We start from the raw sequence: 21,486 nt of genomic DNA on the forward strand, positions 1-21,486 counted from the left end.
GTCATATGGTCGCTGATGAAGATCGTTTAGCGACCATATGACTCGCCTCGATGGGTTTTCAGGTAGGTGGAGACCAGGACCGAGGCGGTGACCTCGGTGGTGTCGGGGAGGGCGGCGATGCGCGGGTCCTCGGTGGCCGCGTGGTGGGCGGAGGGGCCCATGCCGACGACGTTCGCGACGTCGGTTCTCGTGAGTTTCATCGGATACTCGACCAGTACGCGGTCGACCGCGGTGAAGTGGCCGGACATGGCCGTGTCGAGTCGGCGATCCTTGTCGGGGTCGACCGTCACCATGCCGAGCGGGCCGATCAATTCGCGCAGGTGGCGTTCGGTGGGGGTGGCGACGACGAACCTGCCGTCCTCGACGAGCACGCGGGCGACCTCGGCCGGATTGCGCGGCGCGAACACCGACAGCACGGCGCGCAGGGTGCCGTCGCGCACGGGCAGCCCGCGCCAGGCGTCGGCGAGTACCGAGGCGGCCCGTGGATGAGCGCGGGCACAGCGCTTGGCGGCCGGTTTGGCCACGTCCAGCGCGATGCCACGGGTCGAAGGTGCGGCGTCGAGCGCACCGGCCAGGTAGTAGCCGGTGCCCGCGCCCACCTCCAGCACTGTGCCGGACGCATGCTCGTCCGGCCCGACCGCCTCTGCTGTCGCGGCGGCGATCGGTGCGAAATGTCCCCCACCTTGAAAGGCGGCACGCGCGTCCAGCATGGCCGCGGTATCACCGGTCATTTTGGTCGACGCGCCGGTCAGCAGGCTGACATAGCCCTGCTTGGCGATGTCGAAACTGTGCCCGTGTCCACACCGCAGCACCCGATCACGCGGCTCGAGTTCGAGCGCGCATTCCGGGCAAGCCAGCAGACCGGCCACAGCGGCCAGCGCTGAGGTATCAGCTGGTGACACTCTTCAGTTCGTCGCCGAGCGCCGCGGCCTCGTCCGGCGTGAGTTCGACGACCAAACGCCCGCCACCCTCGAGTGGAACCCGCATGACGATTCCACGCCCTTCCTTGGTTGCCTCGAGGGGACCGTCCCCGGTACGGGGCTTCATGGCCGCCATCCTCTGCTCCCTCCAGATCTGCGCGATATGCTGCGCACTTTCTTGGAACTCCAGTTGTCACCAACCAGCGAGCTCGCCGGCATTTGGCGAGCTACACCTGTCCCATTCTTCCCTATCGCGGATGTGGACGGATACCTGAGTTCAAAAAGTGACCGGTCGGACTGTGTCGGACACGTCACTACCGACCCAGCAATCGGCCAGGTGATCGTCTACCATCCCGGTCGCCTGCATCAAGGCGTAGGCCGTTGTCGGACCAACGAACCGAAACCCGCGCCGCTTCAATTCTTTTGCAAGAGCTATGGATTCGGGTGTGCTGGCGGGCACGTCCGCACCGGTTTCCGGGCGCGGTCGTTGCGCGGGCGCGAACGACCAGAGCAGCGTGTCCAGTCCGATATCGAGATCGCGGGCAACCCGGGCGTTGCTGATCGCGGCCTCGATTTTCAGCCGGTTGCGCACGATGCCCGTGTCGGCGAGCAGGCGCGCCGCATCGGCCTCGCCGAACTCGGCGACGCGCTCGATCGAGAATCCGGCAAACGCGGCCCGGAACGCGGGCCGCTTGCGCAGGATGGTGATCCACGACAGCCCCGACTGGAATGCCTCGAGGCACAGTCGCTCGAAGAGCGCGTCGTCGCCGTGTAATGGCTTGCCCCACTCGAAGTCGTGATAGTCGCGGTACAGCTTGGTCTCCAGCGGCCATGGACAACGGATCCGGCCGTCGTCCTCGGCGACCGTCATGTCGGCCCGGCTCATTTCGGTTCCGGTGCGACCGGGGTCTGCCAGCGCGCGGCCTGCGCCTCGGCCAGTTGATGTTGTAGCTCGTCGATCCTGGCGGCGAGCCTGGCCAGCGTCCAATCCACCTCCGCCGCCTTGTAGCCGCGCACCACCTGCTGGAATCGCAGCGCCCTGACGTCGGCGCCGGAGATCGCCTCGGCGGGCAGCACGGTCGCCGTTGTCCCCTCCGGTAGCGGGCCGAGCTCCTCGGCCCGCCCGAATACCGCACTGGCGAGCAGGAACAGCACCGCGGCGACGAGACCGACGATCAGCACGTACAGCAGCAACGTGAGCATGCCCCGAGCTTATTGCCACCCACCGACAGCTAGCGAACAACCTCCACGCGGAAATCGGTCGTCGAGTTCCGACTACCCGTGGCGTGTCGTGTCGATGTTCAGCGACATGCCCGCCAGGCCGCGGCGGCGGACGGCGAGTTTGTCGGCGACCGAGAGCAGCGCCTTGGCGGCGGGGGAGTCGGGGTCGCGCAGCACGATCGGCGTGCCGTCGTCGCCCGCCTCGCGCACGGCCTGTTCGATCGGCACCTGCCCGAGCAGTGGCACGTCGGCGCCGACGGCGCGGGTGAGACGGTCGGCGACCACCTGACCGCCGCCGGAACCGTAGAGCTCCATCCGGCTGCCGTCGGGCAGGTCGAGCCAGGACATGTTCTCCACCACGCCCGCGATCCGCTGCCGGGTCTGCAGCGCGATGGCGCCCGCGCGCTCGGCCACCTCGGCGGCGGCGATCTGCGGGGTGGTGACGACGAGGATCTCCGCGCCGGGGATGAGCTGGGCGATCGAGATGGCGATATCGCCGGTGCCGGGCGGCAGGTCGAGCAGCAGCACGTCCAGATCGCCCCAGAACACGTCGGCGAGGAACTGCTGCAGTGCCCGGTGCAGCATCGGGCCGCGCCACACCACGGGCGTATTGCCCTGGGTGAACTGCGCGATCGAGATCATCTTCACGCCGTGCGCCTGCGGCGGCATGATCATCTTCTCGACCTGGGTCGGCCGGGCGTCGGTGCCGAGCATGCGCGGGATCGAGTGGCCGTAGATGTCGGCGTCCAGGATGCCGACCGAGAGGCCGCGCGCGGCCATGGCGGCGGCGAGATTGACTGTGACGCTGGACTTTCCGACGCCGCCCTTGCCGGACGCGACCGCGTACACGCGGGTCAGCGAGCCGGGCTGGGCGAACGGGATGACCGGGTCGGCCGAGTCGCCGCGCAGCTGCTTGCGCAGGTTGGTGCGCTGCTCGTCGTTCATCACGTCGAGGTCGACGGTGACCGCGCCGACGCCGGACACGTCGGCGACGGCCTTGGTGACCCGCTGGATGATCTCGGTGCGCAGCGGGCAGCCCGCCGTTGTCAGGTAGACCTCGATGTGGACATTGCTGTCCGCATTGATCGCAATGCTCTTCACCATGCCCAGTTCGGTGATCGGCTTGCGGATCTCCGGATCGTCGACCTTGGCGAGAGCGCCCCGCACATCCGATTCCGTAACTACTGGCATGGCAGGAATTTTAGGCGTGTCAAATTCGGGGCAGGTCCCCGGCCCGTGGTGCGACGCCATTGGCGTAGGAGGTTTCCCACGCCATGACGTTGGCGACGTAGGCCATCGAGTTGTTGTAGCGCAGGATCGCCTTGGACTGCTGGGCGAGGTCGCGCATGTTCAAACCGCCGTCGCACAGGTACTTTCCGGCGGTCAGTGCCGCGTCGAACAGGTTCTGTGGATCGGCGATGCCGTCGCCGTTGCCGTCGGCGGCGTAGCGCTTCCAGGTCTGCGGCAGGAACTGCATCGGGCCGATGGCGCGGTCGTAACCGGCCAGGCCGTCCAGCTCGCCGCCGTCGGTATCCCGAACGACGTTGTTGCCGTAGAGGCTTCCGTCGAGCACCGGGCCGTAGACCGGGGTGAGCGGATTGCCGTCGGCGTCGGCCTTGCCGTAGGCGTGCGTGGATTCGACGCGGCCGATCCCGGCGAGCATCGACCACGGCATGGCGCAGCCAGGGTTCTCCTCGGCGAGGATGCGTTCGGCGTTCTGGTAGGCCGCGAGTGCGATGCCTGGCATGCCCATCGGTCCGGCGGGCAGCGACGCGAGCTGCCGACCTTCCGCCAGCGCAACGCTTTTCACCACCGGCGGACCGCTCGGCTTGGCCATCTTGTTGGCCGCGAACTCGGTCGTTGCGCCCGGGTCCGTCATCAGTGCCGCGGGTTTGGCCCCCAGCTCGTCCTGATCGTCCCCCGGAAGGTGCTGTTCCACCGCTGCTGCGGCCTGACTCCCATTTCCCACATTGGACGCGGCGGTGCACGCCATCAGTCCAGCGGGAACCAATCCGGTCAATGCGATAACCGAGCTGCGCTTAACGGTGACAGCTGGTTGCTTTCGGTGACGCCCCACTGTGCGGTGACCCTCCAACGGCTCGATATGAGCCCTTCGTGATCTGACGAAGAGGAGACTACCGCATTCGAGACCTTTTTGTTACTGCTTCGTGACCTGCTTCGAGTGTGGCGTCAGCCTTGCGGGGCAGGCGGCAGCGGAATCACGATGCCGAAGGGCAATGTGATGCCCGGCTGCGGGGTCGGCGTCACTTCTGCGGAGGGTGCGGATGGCGTCGGCTCGACTGTGACTGTAGGCGGCGTTTGGGGCGTCTGCACGGCCTGCTGGTCGGGCGCGGGAGCGGGAGCGGGCGCCTGTGGTGGCTGCGCCTGCTGCTTGGCGGCATCCGGCGGCGTGCACACCGGCGCGACGGGCTGCTGGTCCGGATGCGCGGGATCCTTCGGTGCGGCCGTTCCGGCGCCGAAGGTCTGCGCGGGTGCACCCGGCACGACGGCGGGCTCAGCTTGCTCGCCAGGGCGCGGCATGGGGGCCGGAATCAGCGCGGGCTCACAGGGATTGAGCGGCTTCGGCGGCGGCGGGCAGAAGATGCCGCACGGGATCGGGGGCAGGCCGGGGATGGTGATCATCACCTCGGTCGGCGTCGGCGTCGTCGTGGTGGTCTGCGGCGCCGAGGGTGCCGTCGTGGTCGGCGTCGAGTTCGTGTAGGTGACCGCTGTCATGTCCGGGATCTGGGTGGGCGCGCTGCCCGGCGGGATCAGGTCGGGTGAGATGGTCACCTGGGTCGGCGCGCCGCCGGTGCGGTAGGCCGCGGCCCAGCTGAGCACGTTGGCCGCGTAGGCCGCCGAGTTGTTGTAGCGCAGCACGGCCTGTAGTTCTTGCCCCTGATCGCGCAGGTTCAGCCCGCCCGAGCACAGGTACTTGCCCGCGGCGAGCGCGGCGTCGAAGACATTGTTCGGATCGGCGACGCCGTCGCCGTTACCGTCGGCGGCCCACTGGGCCCAGGTGCCGGGCAGGAACTGCATCGGCCCGACCGCGCGCACGTAGCCGCCGCTCGCGGCCTTGATGACCTCGTTGCCCGGCAGTGTGCCGTCCAGCGCGGGGCCGTAGATGGGGGAGACGGTGGTGCCCGCGGCGTCGGTGCGCCCGCCGCCGGCATGGCCCGATTCGATCCGGCCGATGCCCGCCAGCAAGCTCCAGGACAACCCGCAGTCGGGCGCGGAGGACTCCAGCGCGAGTTCGGCGTTGCGGTACGCGGCGAGCACGATCTCCGGGATACCGAGCGCGCCGCCGATCAGCGGCAGCGAGATCTCCTGCAGCGGCACCCGCCCGGCGAATGGCGCCGAACCGTCGGACGGAGTCATTGCCCGAAGTTTGCGGGGGGACTCCTGGGTCACCGGGAGTAGTCCAACTGTCTTAGACAGTCCGGTCTCGCTCGACTTACCCGCGGCATCTGTCGATCCGGCGGGATTGGTGGCAGCGGCCAGCAAAGCCTCTGGTGCCTTGGGCGCGCCGGTGGACGTTGTGGGATCGGAGGCTGAGCCAGTGGCGACAAGACCCGCTACGACCAGGGCCGAGACGGTTATCGGAGCAGATATACGCATTCAGCCACACCAATCCTCTACGTCGTGTGAGCGGCTATCTGGGACATCCCCTTCCCGGCGCCGCTCGGGACAACGCTGTCCAGGTTACCCACCAGTCAGGTAGTTGTTCGGTATTTCCGGTCAATCGTCAGCTACAGGCGGTGAAACCGGGGCTGGCGCCTGCTTTCGGCCGGAGTTCTTCTTGCGCTGTGTCTTGGTGCCCTCGATCCGTTCGAGTATCTCCTTCATCTCCTCCAATTCCCTGCGCAAATAGTCGCGAGTCGCGACTTCGCCGACCGCGATCCGCAATGCTGCGAGTTCGCGGGCGAGGAACTCGGTGTCCGCCTTTGTCTGGGCGGCCCGCATCCGGTCCTCTTCCAGCGCGACCCGGTCGCGGTTGTCCTGCCGGTTCTGCGCGAGCAGGATCAGTGGCGCGGCATAGGCGGCCTGGGTAGAGAACGCCAGATTCAACAGAATGAACGGATATGGATCCCAGCGCAACGCGATGACGCCCACATTTAACGCGATCCAAACGATCACGATGATCGTCTGAATGGCCAGGTAGCGGCCGGTGCCGAGGAAGCGGGCGACGCGTTCGCTGCTGCGCGCGAGCGCGTCCGCGTCCCAATCGATGCGGAACCGGGACTCGACCGGCGTCTCCAGCCGCTGCCGCGCGCCGCCGACCTTGTCAATCATGTCCGGCTATCCCTTCGTGTAGCTCTTCCTGGTCGCGCCAGTCATCGGGTAGCAAATGATCGAGCACGTCGTCGACGCTGACCGCGCCGAGCAGATGGTTCTCCTCGTCGACCACCGGGCCGCAGACCAGGTTGTAGGTCGCGAAATAGCGGGTCACCGCGGCAAGCGGGACGTCGGCACGCAGCGGGGCCAGACCCGCGTCGAGGATGCCGCCGACCAGATGGGCCGGCGGCTCCCGCAGCAGCCGCTGGATGTGCACCGACCCGAGATATCGGCCGGTGGGTGTCGAGGTCGGCGGCCGGACCACGAACACCATGGAGGCCAGCGCCGGCGTCAGATCGGGATTGCGCACCCGCGCCAGCGCCTCGGCGACCGTGGTGGACGGCGTGAGGATCACCGGCTTCGGCGTCATCAGGCCGCCCGCGCTGTACGGGGAATGCTCGAGCAGCCTGCGGACCGGTTCGGACTCCTCCGGGTCCATCAGCGCGAGCAGCGATTCGGCCTCGCTGACCGGCAGCTCGCCGAGCAAGTCGGCGGCGTCGTCGGGATCCATCGCCTCGAGCACGTCGGCGGCGCGCCGTACCTCGAGATGACCGAGCAGGTCGACCTGCTCGTCGTCGGGCAGCTCCTGCACCACATCGGCGAGTCGCTCGTCATCGAGCGCGACCGCCACCTCGAGGCGGCGTTTCTCCGGTAGCTCGCGCAGCAGGTGTGCGACGTCGGCGGCGCGCAAGCCCTCGAACTGCTCGAGCAGCTGGGTGACCTCTTGGCCAGGCCGGTCGATATCCCTCGGGGTCAGCCCGGAGACATGGATCCAATCCACCACGTGCACGGTGCGGCGGCGCCCGATCCGCCGATGTCCGCGCACGGCGACCCTGGTCACCCGCCAATCCCTGGTGCGGGCCTGTTCCATGCCGAGATCGACCACGACGACATCCACGTCGGCGAGGTCGGGCAGGTCCGGATCCTCCACGCGCACCGAGGAATCCACGATCTGCGCGAGTGCGAGCATCTCGCCGGGTCGCTGATGGAATCGACGAAGACTCACCGTCCCTGTGTTGAGCGTCACCACGCCGGGCTCGATCGCGGTGACCCGCAGGATCGGCACGAAAATGCGCCGCCGGGTGGGCAATTCGACGACGAGGCCGTGGATTCGGGGCTGTTGGCGGTCGTACCGGATGGCCACGACGACATCGCGGACCCGGCCGATAGACTCGCCGTCCGGCCCCAACACCACCAGGCCGGCAAGCCTGGCGACGTACACCCTGGTAGCTGCCATGCTTGCCAGGCTAGAGGTTCGGGAGCGGGTGTAAGTACCACACCACGATCGACGGGAGTGATCTTGAAGCCGCGCCGTTCCGTGCTCGCCTGTCCTGGCAGCAGCACAAAGATGATCGAGAAGGCCAAGGGTCTGCCCGTCGACGAGGTGTTTCTCGACCTGGAGGACGCCGTCGCACCGTCCGCGAAGGCCGAGGCGCGGGCGAATATCGTGGCGGCGCTCAACGATTCCGACTGGGGATCACAATTGCGGGTGGTCCGCGTGAACGACTGGACCACCCAGTGGACCTACACGGACGTGATCACCATCGTAGAGGGCGCAGGCACCGCGCTGGACGCCATCCTGCTGCCGAAGGTGACCGACGCCGGACACGTGCGCGCGCTGGATCTGTTGCTCACCCAACTGGAGAAGGCGACCGGACTCGAGGTCGGCCGCATCGGCATCGAGCCACAGCTCGAGAATGCGTTGGGGCTGCGCAATATCGACGAGATCGCCACCGCGAGCCCGCGGGTGCAGGCGCTGGTGTTCGGCCCGGCCGACTTCATGGCGAGCATCAACATGCGCACCCTGGTGGTCGGCGAACAGCCGGAGGGCTACGACACCGGTGACGCTTATCACCACATCCTGATGACGATCCTGCTCACCGCCCGCGCGCACGGCCTGCAGGCGATCGACGGCCCGTACCTGCAGATTCGGGACGCGGACGGCTTCAAGCGGGCCGCCGCGCGCACCGCGGCGCTCGGTTTCGACGGCAAGTGGGTGCTGCATCCCGGCCAGATCGAGGCCGCCAACGAGATCTTCAGCCCGCGTCAGTCCGACTACGACCGCGCCGAGCTGATTCTGGACGCGTACGCCTTCCACACCTCGGCCGAGGGCGGTGCCCGCGGTGCGGTCATGCTCGGCGACGAGATGATCGATGAGGCGAGTGCGAAGATGGCCAAGGTGATCGCGGAGAAGGGCCGGGCCGCCACAATGACGCGGACCACGCGTTTCACACCCCCGGAAAACCGGTAGAAATAGCAGAATAGAGACATGACGAATCCCTTGGGGAACTCGAATCGCGCCAGGCAGGCCCTGCCGACGCCGCCGTCCGGCTGGCCGGTCGGCTCCTATCCGACCTATGCCGAGGCGCAGAAGGCCGTCGACTACCTGGCCGACGGGCAGTTCCCGGTGCAGGACGTGACCATCGTCGGCGTCGACCTCATGCAGGTCGAGCGCGTCCTCTACCGGCTGACGTGGGGCAAGGTCATCGGTGGCGGTGTGGTGAGCGGAGCCTGGCTCGGCCTGTTCCTCGGCCTGCTGCTGAGCCTGTTCACCACCAGCGGCGCGTTCGGCCCGCTGCTGGTCGGCCTGGTCGGCGGCATCATCTTCGGCGTGATCTCCACCTCGATCCCGTACGCGGCGACCAAGGGGCAGCGCGACTTCGCCTCCACCATGCAGTTGGTGGCCGGGCGCTATGACGTGCTGTGCGACCCGAAGTCCGCGGAACAGGCGCGGGACATGCTTGCGCGGCTGGCCATCTGACGCATGGAGGTGGTGTCGACGGTCCGCACCGGTGTGCTCGACCATTTCGGTGTGCGGGCCAGCGGCGTCGATTCGGCGTCGGTGACGTTCCTCGGGTTGGAGCCGATCGAGATCCTGCGGATCGTCGACGGCGAGCTGGTGCACTACGCCACGGTGGGCGGATCCCGTCATCCGATGGGCGATCCCACTGCGCTGCTTGCCGATCCGGTGCAGGGGCCGAGGGCCGAGCTGGTGCTCACGCTGCGCGGCTCGGCGGGCGCGAGCTCGGGACTGGCAAAGGCGCTCGGCGTGCTCGCCGCCGCACCCGCGGTGGAAGGCGTTGTGCTGCAAGCCGATGCGCTGATGGACCTGGGCGAGCCGATGTGGCATGGCGCGCCGTTCAGCGCGGTGTTACTGGGGGACAGCGAGATTCCCGAGGTCGTGCTGCCCGCGCCCGCCGAGCCGGTGCGGTACTTCGCGGTGACGCCGGTGACCGCCACCGAGGCGGCGTGGGTGCGGGTGCGCGGGGCGCAGGCGTTGCGAGATGCGTGGGCCGAGGCGGGAATCGACGTGCGTGACCCCGAAAGAGGCGCTGCCAGCCTGTAATTCGGCCCGTTACAGCCAGTGGTTGTGCCGGAAGGTGGCGAACAGCCCGAAGCAGATGACAAGGGTGACCACGATCACGGCCCAAAAGCCCCATGTCACTTCGAGTCCTGGCATGTGCGTGAAGTTCATGCCGTAGATGCCAGCGATCATCGTCGGTACCGCGGCGATCGCGACCCAGGCCGAGATCTTGCGCATATCGGTGTTCTGTTGCACGCCGATCTTGGCGAGTGCGGCACTGATCAGCGCGCTCAACGCCTCGTCGAAGTCGCTGATGCGTTCGGCGACACCGGCGTGGTGGTCGGCCACGTCCCGCATATAACGCCGAATCTCCTTGGGCAGCGGGATATCCGGCTTGTGGCCGAGCAACTGGAGCGGGACCGCGAGTGGGTTCACCGCCCGGCGGAGTTCGACGACCTCGCGCTTGAGCTGATAGATCGACTCGATCGCGACCTGGCTGCGCGGGGTGAAGACCTCTTCCTCCATCGCGTCGATATCGAGCTCGACCGATTGCGCCACTCCGATATACGAATCCACCACGTGGTCGGCGATCGCGTGCAGCACCGCGCCGGTGCCGAACATCATCTTCGCGGGATCGGCCTCCAGTTCCTTGCGCAGCGAGGCCAGTTCGGAGTGCTCGCCGTGCCGCACGGTCACCACGAAGTCGGGCGCGGTGAAGACCATGATCTCGCCGGTCTCCACGATCTCGCTGATGCTGTGCAATTCGTGCGGGACGTAGGCGACCGTGCGCATCACCAGCACCAGCGTGTCGTCGTAGCGTTCCAGCTTGGGGCGTTGATGCGCCGTGACGGCGTCTTCGGCCGCGAGCGCGTGCAGGCCGAATGTGGCGGCGATATCGGCCATTTGGGCCTCGTCCGGATCGTGCAGGCCGACCCAGACGAACCCGGTGCCTCGGTTCTGTACCTCGGCCATCGCGTCCTTGTGCGTGAATCTGCCTGGCAGTCGCCGTCCTTCGACATAGACGCCGCAGTCGACGATCGCCCGTGCGGTCGGGATCGGGATCCGCGGCAGCGCGCGGACCTGGCGGCCGGCACCGCGGAACGACGGTAGCGGCGGAATCGTTGGCACGCCATGATGCTACGTCGCCTGCGTGCGCGGCCCTCGCCGTCCGCACTGTAAGACTGAGGGCGTGCGCATCGACTTGCATACCCATTCGACCGCGTCCGACGGCACCGACAGCCCGGCCGAACTGGTACGGAACGCTGCGGCGGCCGGATTGGACGTCATCGCGATCACCGACCACGACACGACGTCCGGCTGGACCGAGGCCGTCGACGCGCTGCCGACGGGCCTGACCCTGGTCCGCGGCATGGAGATGTCGTGTGTCGGCCTCGGCGAGGACGGCTGGCCGGTGCCGGTGCATCTGCTTGCCTATCTGTTCGACCCGACCGACCGCAGTTTCGCCGACGAACGCGAGCGGCTGCGTGGCGAGCGGATCGAGCGGGTGCGCGCGATGGCCGAGCGGATGGTGGCCGACGGGCTGCCGATCGATCCCGATGCCGTGCTCGCCTCGGCCGGGCCGTCCGCGGGCCGTCCGCACTTGGCCAGGGCACTGGTCGCGGCGGGCGTGGTGCCGAGCGTCGACGCGGCGTTCGAGGAACTGCTCGCACCGCACGGCCCGTACTACGCGGAGAAGGCCGACACGCCGCTGCGTCGCGCGGTCGAGATGATCGCCACCGCGGGCGGGGTCAGCGTGGTCGCGCACGCGCGGGCCCGTAAGCGCGGCAGGCTGCTCGCCCTGGACGACATCAGGGAGCTGGCAGCGCTCGGGCTCGGCGGACTCGAGCTCGACCACCCGGACCATTCCGCGCAGGACCGTGCGGTGCTCGCCGACCTGGCCGCCGAACTCGGCCTGCTCACCACCGGCTCGTCGGACTACCACGGCAGCAACAAGACCATCCACCTCGGTCAGTTCACCACCGACCCCGCGCAATTCGAGGTCCTCGTCGGCAAGGCGACCGGCGTGCCGGTGATCGCCGCGTGAAAGTGCTGCGTGGCCTGAGTGGCATGATCGCAGCGGGAACCGTCGCGCTGATGCTCGTCGTCGTCGGCACCGCGGTCGTCGCGGCCCGGCGGGACTTTCCCGGTCCGGGCAGTGCGTCGGTGACGTGGCACGTAGCGTCCGCGGTGATTGCCGTTGCGGCACAGATTTATTCGGATAAGCGTCGGGGTTTAGCCGCTTTTTCCGGATGTGCGGTTGTTTTTGTCGTCGCCGGATTATTGCTGTGGACCCAGTGGTGGAGCTGATTGTCGGCACCCGGCTGACAACGGATCGAATACGGCACAGATAAATATTCCGTTAATGGTTGCGGTTCTGTGAATTGTGGCCGAACATTTCTCTTTGTGGCGGAACTCGAGACGGACGTACTGGTTTTGGGCGGTGGCCCCGCCGGAACCTGGGCAGCCGTATCCGCCGCCGCCACCGGCGCCAGGGTCGTGCTCGCCGACAAGGCCAGATGCGGCACCAGCGGCCCAACGGCCCACGGCACCACCTCGTTGTGGAACATCCCGCCCGGATCGGCCAGGGACGAGGCAGTGCACCGCGGGTACACGCACGGCGGCGGACTCGGCGACCCGGACTGGATGCATCGGGTGCTGGAGGAGACGCACCTGCGCGTCGAGCAGCTGGCCCGCTGGGGCTATCGATTCCCCGGCGCCGGCCACGGCACCTCGCTGCGGGTGTATCTGGACGGTGCCAGCTATCTGCGCAGGATGCGGCGCAGCGTGCTCAACGCGGGTGTGCACATCCTCGATCACCATCCGGCGCTGCAACTGCTCATCGATCGCGACGGCAAGGTCGCCGGGGCGACCGGGGTACAGCAGCACAACCAGTTCCAGGCCTGGACCATTCGCGCGGGCGCGGTGGTGGTGGCCACCGGTGGCTGCGCGTTCCTGTCCGGCGGGGCAGGCACCGACGTGGACACCGGCGATGGACTGCTGTTCGCCGCGGAGGCCGGTGCCCAGCTGTCGGGCATGGAGTTCTCCAGCGCGTACGGCCTGACACCCGTGGTGAACGGTCCGTGCCCGACCGTGCGGCCGCACTCCACGCCCGGCCTCGGACTGCACTTCGCCACCCTCTACGACGAGTCGGGCATGGTCTTGGAAGGCCATCGTGCCGCCGCGTTCGCCGCGATCGCGGACGGCCGCAGGGTGTTCGCTGCCCTCGATGACGTGCCCGTCGCGATGCGCGGCTGGCTGGCCGAGCAGGGCCTGGTCGATCACCGCACCAGGCGGGTGCCGCTGCGGGCGGTGCTCGAGGGCACCGTGCGCGGCACCGGCGGCCTGCGCATCGCGGGCCCGGACTGCGCGACAACAGTCGGCGGGCTGTTCGGCGCGGGCGATGTGACCACCAGGGAACCGATCACCGGCGCGGTCAGCGGCTTCGGCGGTCAGGGCGGCGCGTGGGCCATCGCCTCCGGCGTGTGGGCGGGCACGGGCGCGGCCAGATACGCGCGCAAGGCCGACCGGCGCAGCCCGGTGCGTGAGGTGCCCGGCGCTGGGCTCAGCGAGGTGGCGCGGATCGACCCCCGGGCGGTGGTCGGACTCGTGCAGGAACACACGCTGCCGCTGCGGCGCAGCTACTGGCGCAGCGCGGGCAGCCTGGTCGACAGCATCGGCGAACTCGACGCGATGTGGCCAGGCGCCGAATTCGACCTCGGCGGCACCGGATTGGACCGGTTGCGGGCCAGGCAGGCGGCGGCCCTGCTCGCGGTGGCGCGGTGGACCAAATACAGCGCGCTGGCGCGCACCGAGAGTCGCGGCATGCATCGGCGCACCGATCATCCTGGGGCCGAGGCGGACTGGCGGGTGCGGTTGATGTCGGGGGGACTGGACAACGTGTGGGTGCGCCCGGACGCGCGGGAGATCGCGGCGCTCGACGCGGGCGTTGTCGGTGCCACGGAGATAACGGTGGCGCCCGTCCATGAGCCGTTCCCGCGCGGCAGGCGCGAGACCCTCGTGCTCGACGCACGCGGTCCGGCCGTCCCGCACTCCCGCGAGGCCGGGGTGTTGAGCGCACGGTCGGCGGCGATCCCGGACGCGCCGGAGATCCGGTCGGCGGACGAGGCGGGCGAGCAGCTCACACCGGCCGACCCGATCGCGTTGTGACAACTCACCGCTCGGCCGTTGCCACGTGCGAGTTTTCCCTTACCGCCCGGTAATTCCGTCGCTTAGACGCTTGCGAGCCGCGAATGCGCGAGGCCGCACTCGGCCGGCGACCGACGCGCGACACGGCCGGAATCCGACCGGTTTGGCAAGTCGCGGACCATGCTGGCAGAATGTGTCGGATTCCTTACCTAAGCCACCGCCGGGTACTGGAGTTACGGAGATCTCCGCCTCGCGACGCACCGTCGCGACCCGAGGATCACGCCGCATGTTCTGTCCGGACCCACCCGTCCGGCTCCCGCTCCGCGGATCAGTGCCGCGCCACGTCAGCGAAATCGGCTACGAGTATTCGTAACCCGCCGTAACAGCGAAACGTACCGGTCAGCGCACTCGATGAGCGTAATGAATCCACAGGAGCGGAGCCTGTGCAGCGACCATAAACACTTATACCTATATACCCGGCGGTAACCGTCCCCCGGTTTGTCCGGCCCGAGCAGGAGTGAAATCGTGTCACCTGTGACTGAAGCACCGAATGCCACTGCAAGTCTTTCCGAAATCACCCACGACGAGATTTTCGCGGGACATCTCGGAGGCAAGCTCTCGGTAGAACTCAGCTCGCCGCTGGAGACCCAGCGCGACCTGTCGATCGCGTACACCCCCGGCGTCGCTCAGGTGAGCCGCGCGATCGCGCAAGACGCCGAGCTCTGCAAGCGCTACACCTGGACCGACCGACTCGTCGTCGTGGTCAGCGACGGCACCGCGGTGCTCGGCCTCGGCGATATCGGCCCGCGCGCCTCGCTGCCGGTGATGGAGGGCAAGGCGGCGCTGTTCAAGAAGTTCGCCGGGCTCAACTCGATCCCGATTGTGTTGGACACCAAGGACGTCGACGAGATCGTCGAGACGATCATCCGGCTGCGCCCGAGCTTCGGCGCGGTGAACCTGGAGGACATCTCGGCGCCGCGCTGCTTCGAGGTGGAGAAGCGACTCATCGAGGCGCTCGACTGCCCGGTCATGCACGACGACCAGCACGGCACCGCCATCGTGGTGCTCGCCGCCCTCAACGGCGCGGCCAAGGTGCAGGGTCGCGCCATCGACAATATGAAGATCGTGGTGTCCGGCGCGGGCGCGGCCGGTGTCGCGTGCACGAATATCCTGCTGGCCGCGGGTGTTCGGGACGTCACCGTGCTCGACTCGAAGGGCATCATCAGCCGCGAGCGCAGCGACCTCAACGACGTGAAGGCCGAACTGGCCACCCGGACCAACCCGCGCGGGCTCAATGGTGGTGCGGCAGAGGCACTCAACGGCGCCGACGTCTTCCTCGGCCTGTCCGCGGGCCTGATCGCCGAGGAGCTCATCGCCTCGATGGCGCCGGAGTCGATCGTGTTCGCCATGTCGAACCCGGACCCGGAGATCCACCCCGAGGTCGCGAGCAAGTACGCCGCGATCGTCGCCACCGGCCGCAGCGACTTCCCGAACCAGATCAACAATGTGCTCGCCTTCCCCGGCGTGTTCAAGGGCGCGCTCGACGCGGGCGCGCGCCGCATCACCGAGGGCATGAAGATCGCCGCCGCCGACGCGATCCTCAGCGTTGTCGCCGATGAACTCGGCCCGGAGAAGATCGTGCCGAGCCCGCTCGACCCGAGGGTCGCCCCGGCGGTCGCCGAAGCCGTCGCGGCCGCAGCGCGCGCCGAAGGCGTTGCGTAACAAGCTAGTTCACTCGTTGGAAGGCGTCTTGTCCCGACCGGGGCTTGGCGCCTTTCGCGTATCGGTCTGCTTGCGCGCCGATACGTGGATCCAGATGTTCATGGCGACCATCGCGCACAGCGCGAAGACCAGAGCCACCACGAACAAGGGATTCTTGTCCGGGTGCGACGCCCAGACGAACAGCAATATCGCCACGAGCGCCACGTAGCCGCCGATGAATCTGATACTCACGGCTCAGACGTTAGCCAGATCCGGTGCCATGGGTGCGATGTTCACAGCGAGTGATCATCGAGCCACTTGCGGGCCAGCTCGGCAGGCTTGGCGCCGTTGTCCCTGACATCGCGGATCATGGCGGCGAGATCGTCGGTGGTCAGTTCGCCCGCAACGTAATTCAGCTTCTTGATCTGACGGTCATCGAGCACACCCTTGCGGAACAGGGGCAGCACGTTCTCGGCGCGCACCGCGTAGGTGTCGTCGGACAGGATCGTCAGGCCGTCGGTCGAGCCGGGGACGACAGCGGGTGGGCCGGTCAGCAGTCCCGCTTGAACCTGCCCGTCCAGCAGGGCCTTTCGCAATGCGGCGGCGTCGGGGAACGGCACCGTCGCGGCGAAGGCGCAGTCCGTCACCCGTTCCAGCGTCGGCGGCAGGGCGATCAGGTTCGGCACGGGCGCGACGCCGAGCGTGAGCGTGCCGCAGCGCGGTGTGAGATCGCCGACGGCGTTGACGTTGTCGCGGGTCGCGGCCTCGGTGCTGAGCACGACCCTCGGCCGCAGGTCGGTGCCGTCGGCGGCATCGGTGACAACCAATCCCTCGGGCAGCGATTTGCTCAGCGCCTTGCGGACGTCGTCCGGTGTGCGGTCCGCGGCCTTGCTGTCGAGGTAGGCGAGCAGCGCGCCGTTGTGCTCACCGATCAGGTCGGCCCGGCCCGCGTCGAGCGCGGCCAGATAGCCGGCGCGGTCACCCAAATGGGGCTCGACCGAGGTGCGCGTGCCGATTCTCGCCAGCGCGCCCGCATATATTTCGGCGAGCACCGCCGACTCGGTCGAATCGCCGGCGCCGACCGTGATCCGCGCGCCTTGATCACCGTTACCGCAGGATACGGCTAGTGCGGCGGTCGCGACGACCAGTACTCGAGCCAGCATCCGCAGCGACGCGGGCAACACCATCCGGCGACACCAACTCTCCGAGAGACCGACAGAGCTAACAGGAACACCCTGAAGCGGGCAGTATGGACACCCAGAATGTACCGGTGGCTGTGTTGCCCCGGGACCTCGCACTGCCCGTCATGCCGGAAGGACCTCCAGTGAAATCCTCGATCACCCCCGATGCCGCGCGGCACGGTCGGTCGGCGCTGCGGCTCGCGCTGCGCGCCACCCGATTCATCGCCGCGGCCGCGGCATTGGCTGTCGCCATGATCCTGTCCGCGTGCGGCAATTCCGACCCACTGGCCAGCAAGGGCAGCTGCAGCGGCGACGGGCTCACCGTCGGCTCGGCGAACTTCCCTGAGTCCGAGACCGTCGCCGAGGTATACGCGGAGGTGTTGCGCGTCAACGGATTCAAGGTCGACACCAAGCTGAACATCGGCAGCAGGGAGGCCTACGTCCCGGCCGTGCGTCAGTGCGCGATCTCGGTGATCCCCGAATACAACGGCAACCTGCTGCAGTACCTGGACAAGACCGCGACCGCGACCAGCGCCGCCGATGTCGACAGCGCGCTCACCAAGGCACTCGGTTCCGATCTCGCCGTCGGCACCGCCGCGCCCGGCGAGGATTCCGACGCCGTCGTGGTCACCAAGGCCACCGCCGAGCGCTGGAATCTGCACTCCATCGCGGACCTGGCCGCGCACTCCGCCGAGGTGAAATTCGGTGCGCCCGCGGAATTCCAGGAGCGCGTCGGCGGTCTGCCCGGCCTGAAGACGAACTACAACCTCGATATCGCCGCGAACAACTTCGTGCCGATCGCCGACGGCGGCGGGCCGGCCACCGTGCGTGCGCTGGTCGAGGGCCAGGTGACCGCGGCCGACATCTTCACCACCTCGCCCGCCATCACGCAGAACAACCTGGTGGTGCTGGCGGATCCGAAGCACAACTTCCCGGCGCAGAACGTGATCCCGCTGTTCAACGCGGCCAAGAAGACCGACAAGGCGCTGAACGTGCTCAACGCCGCCTCGGCCAAGCTGACCACCGCGGAGCTGATCAAACTGAACGAGGCCGTGTCCGGTAGCAGCAAGACCGAGCCCAAGGCCGCGGCCGCGGCCTGGGTGGCCGCGCAGGGGCTGAACACCCCGACCGGGTAGGAGAAAACCGTTGTCCGATATCGAATTCCGCGGTATCAGTAAGACCTACCCGGACGGCACCCGCGCCGTCACCGACCTCGATCTGCGCATCGACTCCGGGTCGTTCACCGTGTTCGTCGGCCCGTCCGGCTGCGGCAAGACGACCTCGATGCGGATGATCAACCGAATGATCACGCCCAGTTCCGGCTCGATCACCATTGCCGGACAGGACATTTCGACGGTCGACCCGGTAAAGCTGCGGCTCGGTATCGGTTACGTGATCCAGAGCGGTGGACTGCTGCCGCACCGCACGGTCGTCGACAATGTGGCGACCGTGCCGGTGCTGCGCGGTGATTCACGCAAAGCCGCCCGCGCCGCGGCGCTGGAGGTGCTCGATCGGGTCGGCCTGGATCGGGCGCTGGCCAGCCGGTATCCGGCCCAGCTGTCCGGCGGGCAGCAACAGCGCGTCGGGGTGGCGCGGGCGCTGGCCGCCGACCCGCCGGTACTGCTGATGGACGAACCGTTCAGCGCCGTCGACCCGGTGGTGCGGGCCGAACTGCAGAGCGAAATGCAAAGGCTGCAAGCCGAATTGCGGAAGACCATCGTGTTCGTGACGCACGACATCGACGAGGCGATCACCCTCGGCGATCGGGTCGCGGTGTTCGGGCGGGGTGGAGTGCTGCAGCAGTACGACGCACCGGATCACGTGCTGTCCCAACCGGCCACCGATTTCGTCGCCGATTTCGTCGGGCGGGACCGCGGCTATCGCGGACTGTCCTTCCGAACGGCGAAAGATGTTCCGCTGCACGAGATTCAGACCGCCACCGCCGAGGCGGTTGCGGCGCTGCGGTTGGATCGTGGCGACTGGGTGCTGATCGTCGACGCGGATGGCAAGCCGCACGGCTGGGTCGACGTCACCGGGGTGGAGGCGGTGCGCGGTGGACGTTCGCTGGCGGACAGCACTTCCGCGGGTGGGTCGCTGTTCACGCCGACCGGTGACCTGCGTCAGGCGCTGGACGCCGCGATCTCCTCGCCCTCAGGAGTCGGTGTCGCCGTTGATGATTCGGGTGCTGTTCGAGGCGGTGTACTGGCCACCGAGATACTGCAACAGCTCGCCGACCAGCGGGCCGTCGAGGACGCCGAACGCAACAGACACTTCTTCGAACAGGAAGTGAGCGGCGGAGGGCCGACGTGAAGTACCTGATCGACAACTTCGCCGAGATCATGGGTTTCACCAAGACCCATCTGTACCTTGCGCTGGTGCCGCTGGCGCTCGGGCTGGTGATCGCGATTCCGGTGGGCGCGTTGGTTCGTCGCGTCTCCTGGCTGCGCCGGGTGACGGTGAGCACGGCGAGCCTGGCCTACACCATTCCGTCGCTCGCGCTGTTCGTGATCATCCCGCCGCTGGTCGGGATTTCGACGATCGACCCGTTGAACGTGATCATCGCGCTGACGCTGTATTCGACCGCGCTGCTGGTGATCGCGGTGCCAGCGGCACTGGATTCGGTGTCCGCCGAGGTGATCGACGCCGCCGACGCGGTCGGATTCAGCTCGCTGCGGCGCACGCTCACCGTCGACATGCCCTTGGCCATCCCGGTTTTCGTGTCCAGCCTGCGGGTGGTGGTGGTGACCAATATCGCCATGGTCTCGGTCGGCGCGCTGATCGGGGTCGGCGGTGTCGGCAAGCTGTTCACCCAGGGCTATCAGCGTGACTATCCGGACGAGATCATCGCGGGCATCATCGTGATCCTGGCGCTCGCCTTGATCTTCGACCGTCTCGTGTACGCGCTCGGCCGCTGGTCGACGCCGTGGGTGCGCGCCGACGCCAGGTCCGCGAAGGCGAAAGGTGGTGCGTCGTGAACCTTTTCATCGATGCTTGGCACTATCTCACCGACGGCGCCAACTGGAACGGGCCCGCGGGCATCGAACACCGCATCGCCGAACACCTGTGGTACAGCTTCCTCACCATTGTCCTTTCGGCCGCCGTCGCGGTGCCACTCGGTCTGGTGATCGGTCACACCAAGCGCGGCGCCGCCGTGCTCGTCGGTTTCGCCAACGCCATGCGGGCGCTGCCGACGCTCGGCCTGCTCACCTTTCTGGTGCTCGGTCTCGGTCTCGGACTGATCCCGCCGCTGCTCGCCCTTGTGACAGTTGGCATTCCGCCGCTGCTTGCCGGTGCCTACGCCGGAATCGCCAATGTCCCAGCCGATGTCGTCGACGCCTCGCGTGCCATGGGCATGACCGAGACCCAGATCCTGTTCCGGGTCGAGGTGCCCAACGCCCTGCCCATCCTGCTGACCGGCCTGCGCGGTGCCACCCTGCAGGTCATCGCGACCGCGACCATCGCGGCCTACGTCAACCTCGGCGGGCTCGGCCGCTACATCTTCGACGGCATCAGCCTCTATCGGTACGACCGCGTCCTGGTCGGCGCGCTGCTGGTCGCCGTGCTGGCCATGGCACTCGACGGGCTGCTCGCCCTCACGGTCTGGGCCAGTACCCCCGGCACCGGTCGGCTCCGGCGCGCCAACGCCCTGCCGGCGGCCCCTGACCTCAGCGTTCGTTCCGCCGACTGAGCGGCCGCTAGATCCATTTCGAGCCCGGCCCCGACTGATGTCGGGGCCGGTTCGCTGTGCCTGTGATCACCTTTCTGCTCGATCGACCGATCTTGCGGCCTGATTGTTCCGCGTCGTATATTCCACTAGGAATATTAAGCGTGGAGCATGTCGGAGCGCGGGGCTAACGTTCGCCTCGTAGGTCGATGGCTCCGGCTCGTGCTGATATGCGCGGGCGATGTGCGGGAGGTGACGGATATGGCGCAGCTGGCGCGTCAGGCGGTGACGCCACTGGCGATCGCTGTGCTCGCGCTGCTCGAAGAGCAGCCGATGCATCCGTACGAGATGTTTCAGCTGCTGATCGCGCGCCGGGAGGACGCGCTGGTCAAGGTGCGCCCCGGCTCGCTGTACCACACGGTGGCGCGGCTGGCCGAGCAGGAATTGGTGCAGGCCGAAGGGGTCGACCGGGCGGGCAACCGGCCCGAGCGCACCACCTATCGGATCACTGAGCGAGGCCGGGCGGCGCTACGCACCAGGATCGCCGAGATCCTTCGGTTCCCCGCGCCCGAGTACCCGGTGTTCCCCATCGGGCTGGCCGAGTCGCACAACCTGCCCAAAGCCGACGTGCTCGCGCTGCTGCGCGAGCGGCTCGCGCACCTGGAGGGCGAACTCGCCGAGATCGGGATGCTGATCGGCTGGGCCGGCGAACGTAAGGTGCCGCGCCGCTACATCCTCGTTCTCCCGTATCTGCAGGCCATGCTCGGCGCCGAGGTCGTCTGGGTCAACGGCTTCCTCGCCGAACTGGAGGGCGGGGAACTGGAATGGGATGACTTCGATCCCGATACCGGCGACCGGATCGCCAAGAATCCACACCACCACGTGTGGGCCAGCGACAACCATCTCGAACCGCCACCGACGCCGCATCTCGAGCGGCTGACTCGCCACCGTGACAGCGCACCCCGGCGCGCATCAACCGTTCTTCCCGCGCATCGGGAAAATCCGAGATAGGAA

The 21,486-nt window shown here is 67.9% G+C and carries 24 protein-coding genes; 12 read left to right on the top strand and 12 right to left on the bottom strand.

Going from position 1 to position 21,486, the window contains the following annotated elements; translation table 11 throughout:
* Window positions 1-26: 26 nt before the first annotated feature.
* The 9 genes from OG203_RS32750 to OG203_RS32790 all read right to left on the bottom strand — a co-directional run bounded on the left by OG203_RS32750 (window position 27) and on the right by OG203_RS32790 (window position 7,713).
* A complete protein-coding gene (locus tag OG203_RS32750) occupies window positions 27-902 on the bottom strand; it encodes a putative RNA methyltransferase (RefSeq protein WP_405161088.1) in 876 nt (291 codons plus the stop codon).
* The gene (locus OG203_RS32755) at window positions 889-1,056 is read right to left on the bottom strand and encodes a DUF3117 domain-containing protein (RefSeq protein WP_011211259.1); all 168 of its coding nucleotides are present in this window, start codon (window positions 1,054-1,056) and stop codon (window positions 889-891) included. Before OG203_RS32755 ends, OG203_RS32750 begins: the two co-directional genes overlap by 14 nt.
* Before the next feature lie 141 nt (window positions 1,057-1,197).
* Window positions 1,198-1,791 carry a DNA-3-methyladenine glycosylase I gene (locus tag OG203_RS32760; protein ID WP_405168077.1) on the bottom strand — a complete coding sequence of 198 codons (594 nt, stop codon included), beginning with the start codon at window positions 1,789-1,791 and terminating at the stop codon, window positions 1,198-1,200.
* Between the two features lie 11 nt (window positions 1,792-1,802).
* Window positions 1,803-2,123, bottom strand: coding sequence for a DivIVA domain-containing protein (locus tag OG203_RS32765; protein ID WP_405161089.1), 321 nt, complete (start codon window positions 2,121-2,123; stop codon window positions 1,803-1,805).
* 72 nt (window positions 2,124-2,195) lie between these two features.
* Window positions 2,196-3,332 carry an Mrp/NBP35 family ATP-binding protein gene (locus tag OG203_RS32770; RefSeq protein WP_405161090.1) on the bottom strand — a complete coding sequence of 379 codons (1,137 nt, stop codon included), beginning with the start codon at window positions 3,330-3,332 and terminating at the stop codon, window positions 2,196-2,198.
* A gap of 19 nt (window positions 3,333-3,351) precedes the next feature.
* Window positions 3,352-4,218, bottom strand: a complete 867-nt coding sequence (locus tag OG203_RS32775; protein ID WP_405161091.1) for a lytic transglycosylase domain-containing protein — start codon at window positions 4,216-4,218, stop codon at window positions 3,352-3,354.
* A gap of 113 nt (window positions 4,219-4,331) precedes the next feature.
* Window positions 4,332-5,519 (bottom strand): lytic murein transglycosylase, encoded by a 1,188-nt coding sequence (locus OG203_RS32780; protein ID WP_405161092.1) that lies wholly within the window; start codon window positions 5,517-5,519, stop codon window positions 4,332-4,334.
* A 360-nt stretch (window positions 5,520-5,879) separates the two neighbouring features.
* On the bottom strand, window positions 5,880-6,434 hold the full coding sequence (locus OG203_RS32785) for a DUF1003 domain-containing protein (RefSeq protein ID WP_405161093.1): 555 nt from the start codon (window positions 6,432-6,434) through the stop codon (window positions 5,880-5,882).
* The gene (locus OG203_RS32790) at window positions 6,427-7,713 is read right to left on the bottom strand and encodes a magnesium transporter MgtE N-terminal domain-containing protein (RefSeq protein WP_405161094.1); all 1,287 of its coding nucleotides are present in this window, start codon (window positions 7,711-7,713) and stop codon (window positions 6,427-6,429) included. The genes OG203_RS32785 and OG203_RS32790 overlap by 8 nt, the downstream gene beginning before the upstream one ends.
* Window positions 7,714-7,776: 63 nt before the next feature.
* On the opposite strand from OG203_RS32790, the gene OG203_RS32795 reads away from it, so the two are divergent.
* Genes OG203_RS32795 through OG203_RS32805 form a run of 3 tightly spaced genes read left to right on the top strand, consistent with a single transcriptional unit; the run spans window position 7,777 to window position 9,822 of the window.
* A complete protein-coding gene (locus OG203_RS32795) occupies window positions 7,777-8,727 on the top strand; it encodes an HpcH/HpaI aldolase/citrate lyase family protein (protein WP_405161095.1) in 951 nt (316 codons plus the stop codon).
* Window positions 8,728-8,745: 18 nt separating this feature from the next.
* Window positions 8,746-9,237 (top strand): general stress protein, encoded by a 492-nt coding sequence (locus OG203_RS32800; RefSeq protein WP_405161096.1) that lies wholly within the window; start codon window positions 8,746-8,748, stop codon window positions 9,235-9,237.
* Window positions 9,238-9,240: 3 nt separating this feature from the next.
* A complete protein-coding gene (locus OG203_RS32805) occupies window positions 9,241-9,822 on the top strand; it encodes a suppressor of fused domain protein (protein ID WP_405161097.1) in 582 nt (193 codons plus the stop codon).
* Window positions 9,823-9,831: 9 nt separating this feature from the next.
* On the opposite strand, the gene OG203_RS32810 is transcribed toward OG203_RS32805, so the two are convergent.
* Window positions 9,832-10,908: a magnesium and cobalt transport protein CorA gene (locus OG203_RS32810; RefSeq protein WP_405161098.1), complete on the bottom strand. Its 1,077-nt coding sequence runs from the start codon at window positions 10,906-10,908 to the stop codon at window positions 9,832-9,834.
* 61 nt (window positions 10,909-10,969) lie between these two features.
* Between OG203_RS32810 and OG203_RS32815 the strand changes: the two genes are divergently transcribed.
* The 4 genes from OG203_RS32815 to OG203_RS32830 all read left to right on the top strand — a co-directional run bounded on the left by OG203_RS32815 (window position 10,970) and on the right by OG203_RS32830 (window position 15,648).
* Complete coding sequence (locus tag OG203_RS32815) at window positions 10,970-11,824, top strand: PHP domain-containing protein (protein WP_405161099.1); 855 nt, start codon at window positions 10,970-10,972, stop codon at window positions 11,822-11,824.
* Window positions 11,821-12,087: a hypothetical protein gene (locus OG203_RS32820; protein ID WP_405161100.1), complete on the top strand. Its 267-nt coding sequence runs from the start codon at window positions 11,821-11,823 to the stop codon at window positions 12,085-12,087. The genes OG203_RS32815 and OG203_RS32820 overlap by 4 nt, the downstream gene beginning before the upstream one ends.
* A gap of 96 nt (window positions 12,088-12,183) precedes the next feature.
* The gene (locus OG203_RS32825; RefSeq protein ID WP_405161101.1) at window positions 12,184-13,947 is read left to right on the top strand and encodes an FAD-binding protein; all 1,764 of its coding nucleotides are present in this window, start codon (window positions 12,184-12,186) and stop codon (window positions 13,945-13,947) included.
* Window positions 13,948-14,451: 504 nt separating this feature from the next.
* On the top strand, window positions 14,452-15,648 hold the full coding sequence (locus tag OG203_RS32830) for an NADP-dependent malic enzyme (protein WP_405161102.1): 1,197 nt from the start codon (window positions 14,452-14,454) through the stop codon (window positions 15,646-15,648).
* A 9-nt stretch (window positions 15,649-15,657) separates the two neighbouring features.
* Here OG203_RS32830 and OG203_RS32835 read toward each other — a convergent pair whose 3' ends face one another.
* Together OG203_RS32835 and OG203_RS32840 are read right to left on the bottom strand one after the other, a co-directional pair.
* The gene (locus OG203_RS32835) at window positions 15,658-15,879 is read right to left on the bottom strand and encodes a hypothetical protein (protein WP_405161103.1); all 222 of its coding nucleotides are present in this window, start codon (window positions 15,877-15,879) and stop codon (window positions 15,658-15,660) included.
* 41 nt (window positions 15,880-15,920) lie between these two features.
* Window positions 15,921-16,814 carry an ABC transporter substrate-binding protein gene (locus OG203_RS32840; RefSeq protein ID WP_405161104.1) on the bottom strand — a complete coding sequence of 298 codons (894 nt, stop codon included), beginning with the start codon at window positions 16,812-16,814 and terminating at the stop codon, window positions 15,921-15,923.
* Between the two features lie 245 nt (window positions 16,815-17,059).
* Between OG203_RS32840 and OG203_RS32845 the strand changes: the two genes are divergently transcribed.
* The 5 genes from OG203_RS32845 to OG203_RS32865 all read left to right on the top strand — a co-directional run bounded on the left by OG203_RS32845 (window position 17,060) and on the right by OG203_RS32865 (window position 21,483).
* A complete protein-coding gene (locus OG203_RS32845) occupies window positions 17,060-17,944 on the top strand; it encodes an ABC transporter substrate-binding protein (RefSeq protein ID WP_405168078.1) in 885 nt (294 codons plus the stop codon).
* A 10-nt stretch (window positions 17,945-17,954) separates the two neighbouring features.
* Window positions 17,955-19,118 (top strand): ABC transporter ATP-binding protein, encoded by a 1,164-nt coding sequence (locus OG203_RS32850; protein WP_405161105.1) that lies wholly within the window; start codon window positions 17,955-17,957, stop codon window positions 19,116-19,118.
* A complete protein-coding gene (locus OG203_RS32855) occupies window positions 19,115-19,783 on the top strand; it encodes an ABC transporter permease (protein WP_405161106.1) in 669 nt (222 codons plus the stop codon). The genes OG203_RS32850 and OG203_RS32855 overlap by 4 nt, the downstream gene beginning before the upstream one ends.
* Window positions 19,780-20,496 carry an ABC transporter permease gene (locus OG203_RS32860; protein ID WP_405161107.1) on the top strand — a complete coding sequence of 239 codons (717 nt, stop codon included), beginning with the start codon at window positions 19,780-19,782 and terminating at the stop codon, window positions 20,494-20,496. The genes OG203_RS32855 and OG203_RS32860 overlap by 4 nt, the downstream gene beginning before the upstream one ends.
* A gap of 237 nt (window positions 20,497-20,733) precedes the next feature.
* Window positions 20,734-21,483, top strand: coding sequence for a PadR family transcriptional regulator (locus OG203_RS32865; protein WP_405161108.1), 750 nt, complete (start codon window positions 20,734-20,736; stop codon window positions 21,481-21,483).
* The last annotated feature ends 3 nt before the right edge of the window (window positions 21,484-21,486 follow it).

This window comes from Nocardia sp. NBC_01499 (assembly GCF_045040275.1).
Classification (GTDB): domain Bacteria; phylum Actinomycetota; class Actinomycetes; order Mycobacteriales; family Mycobacteriaceae; genus Nocardia.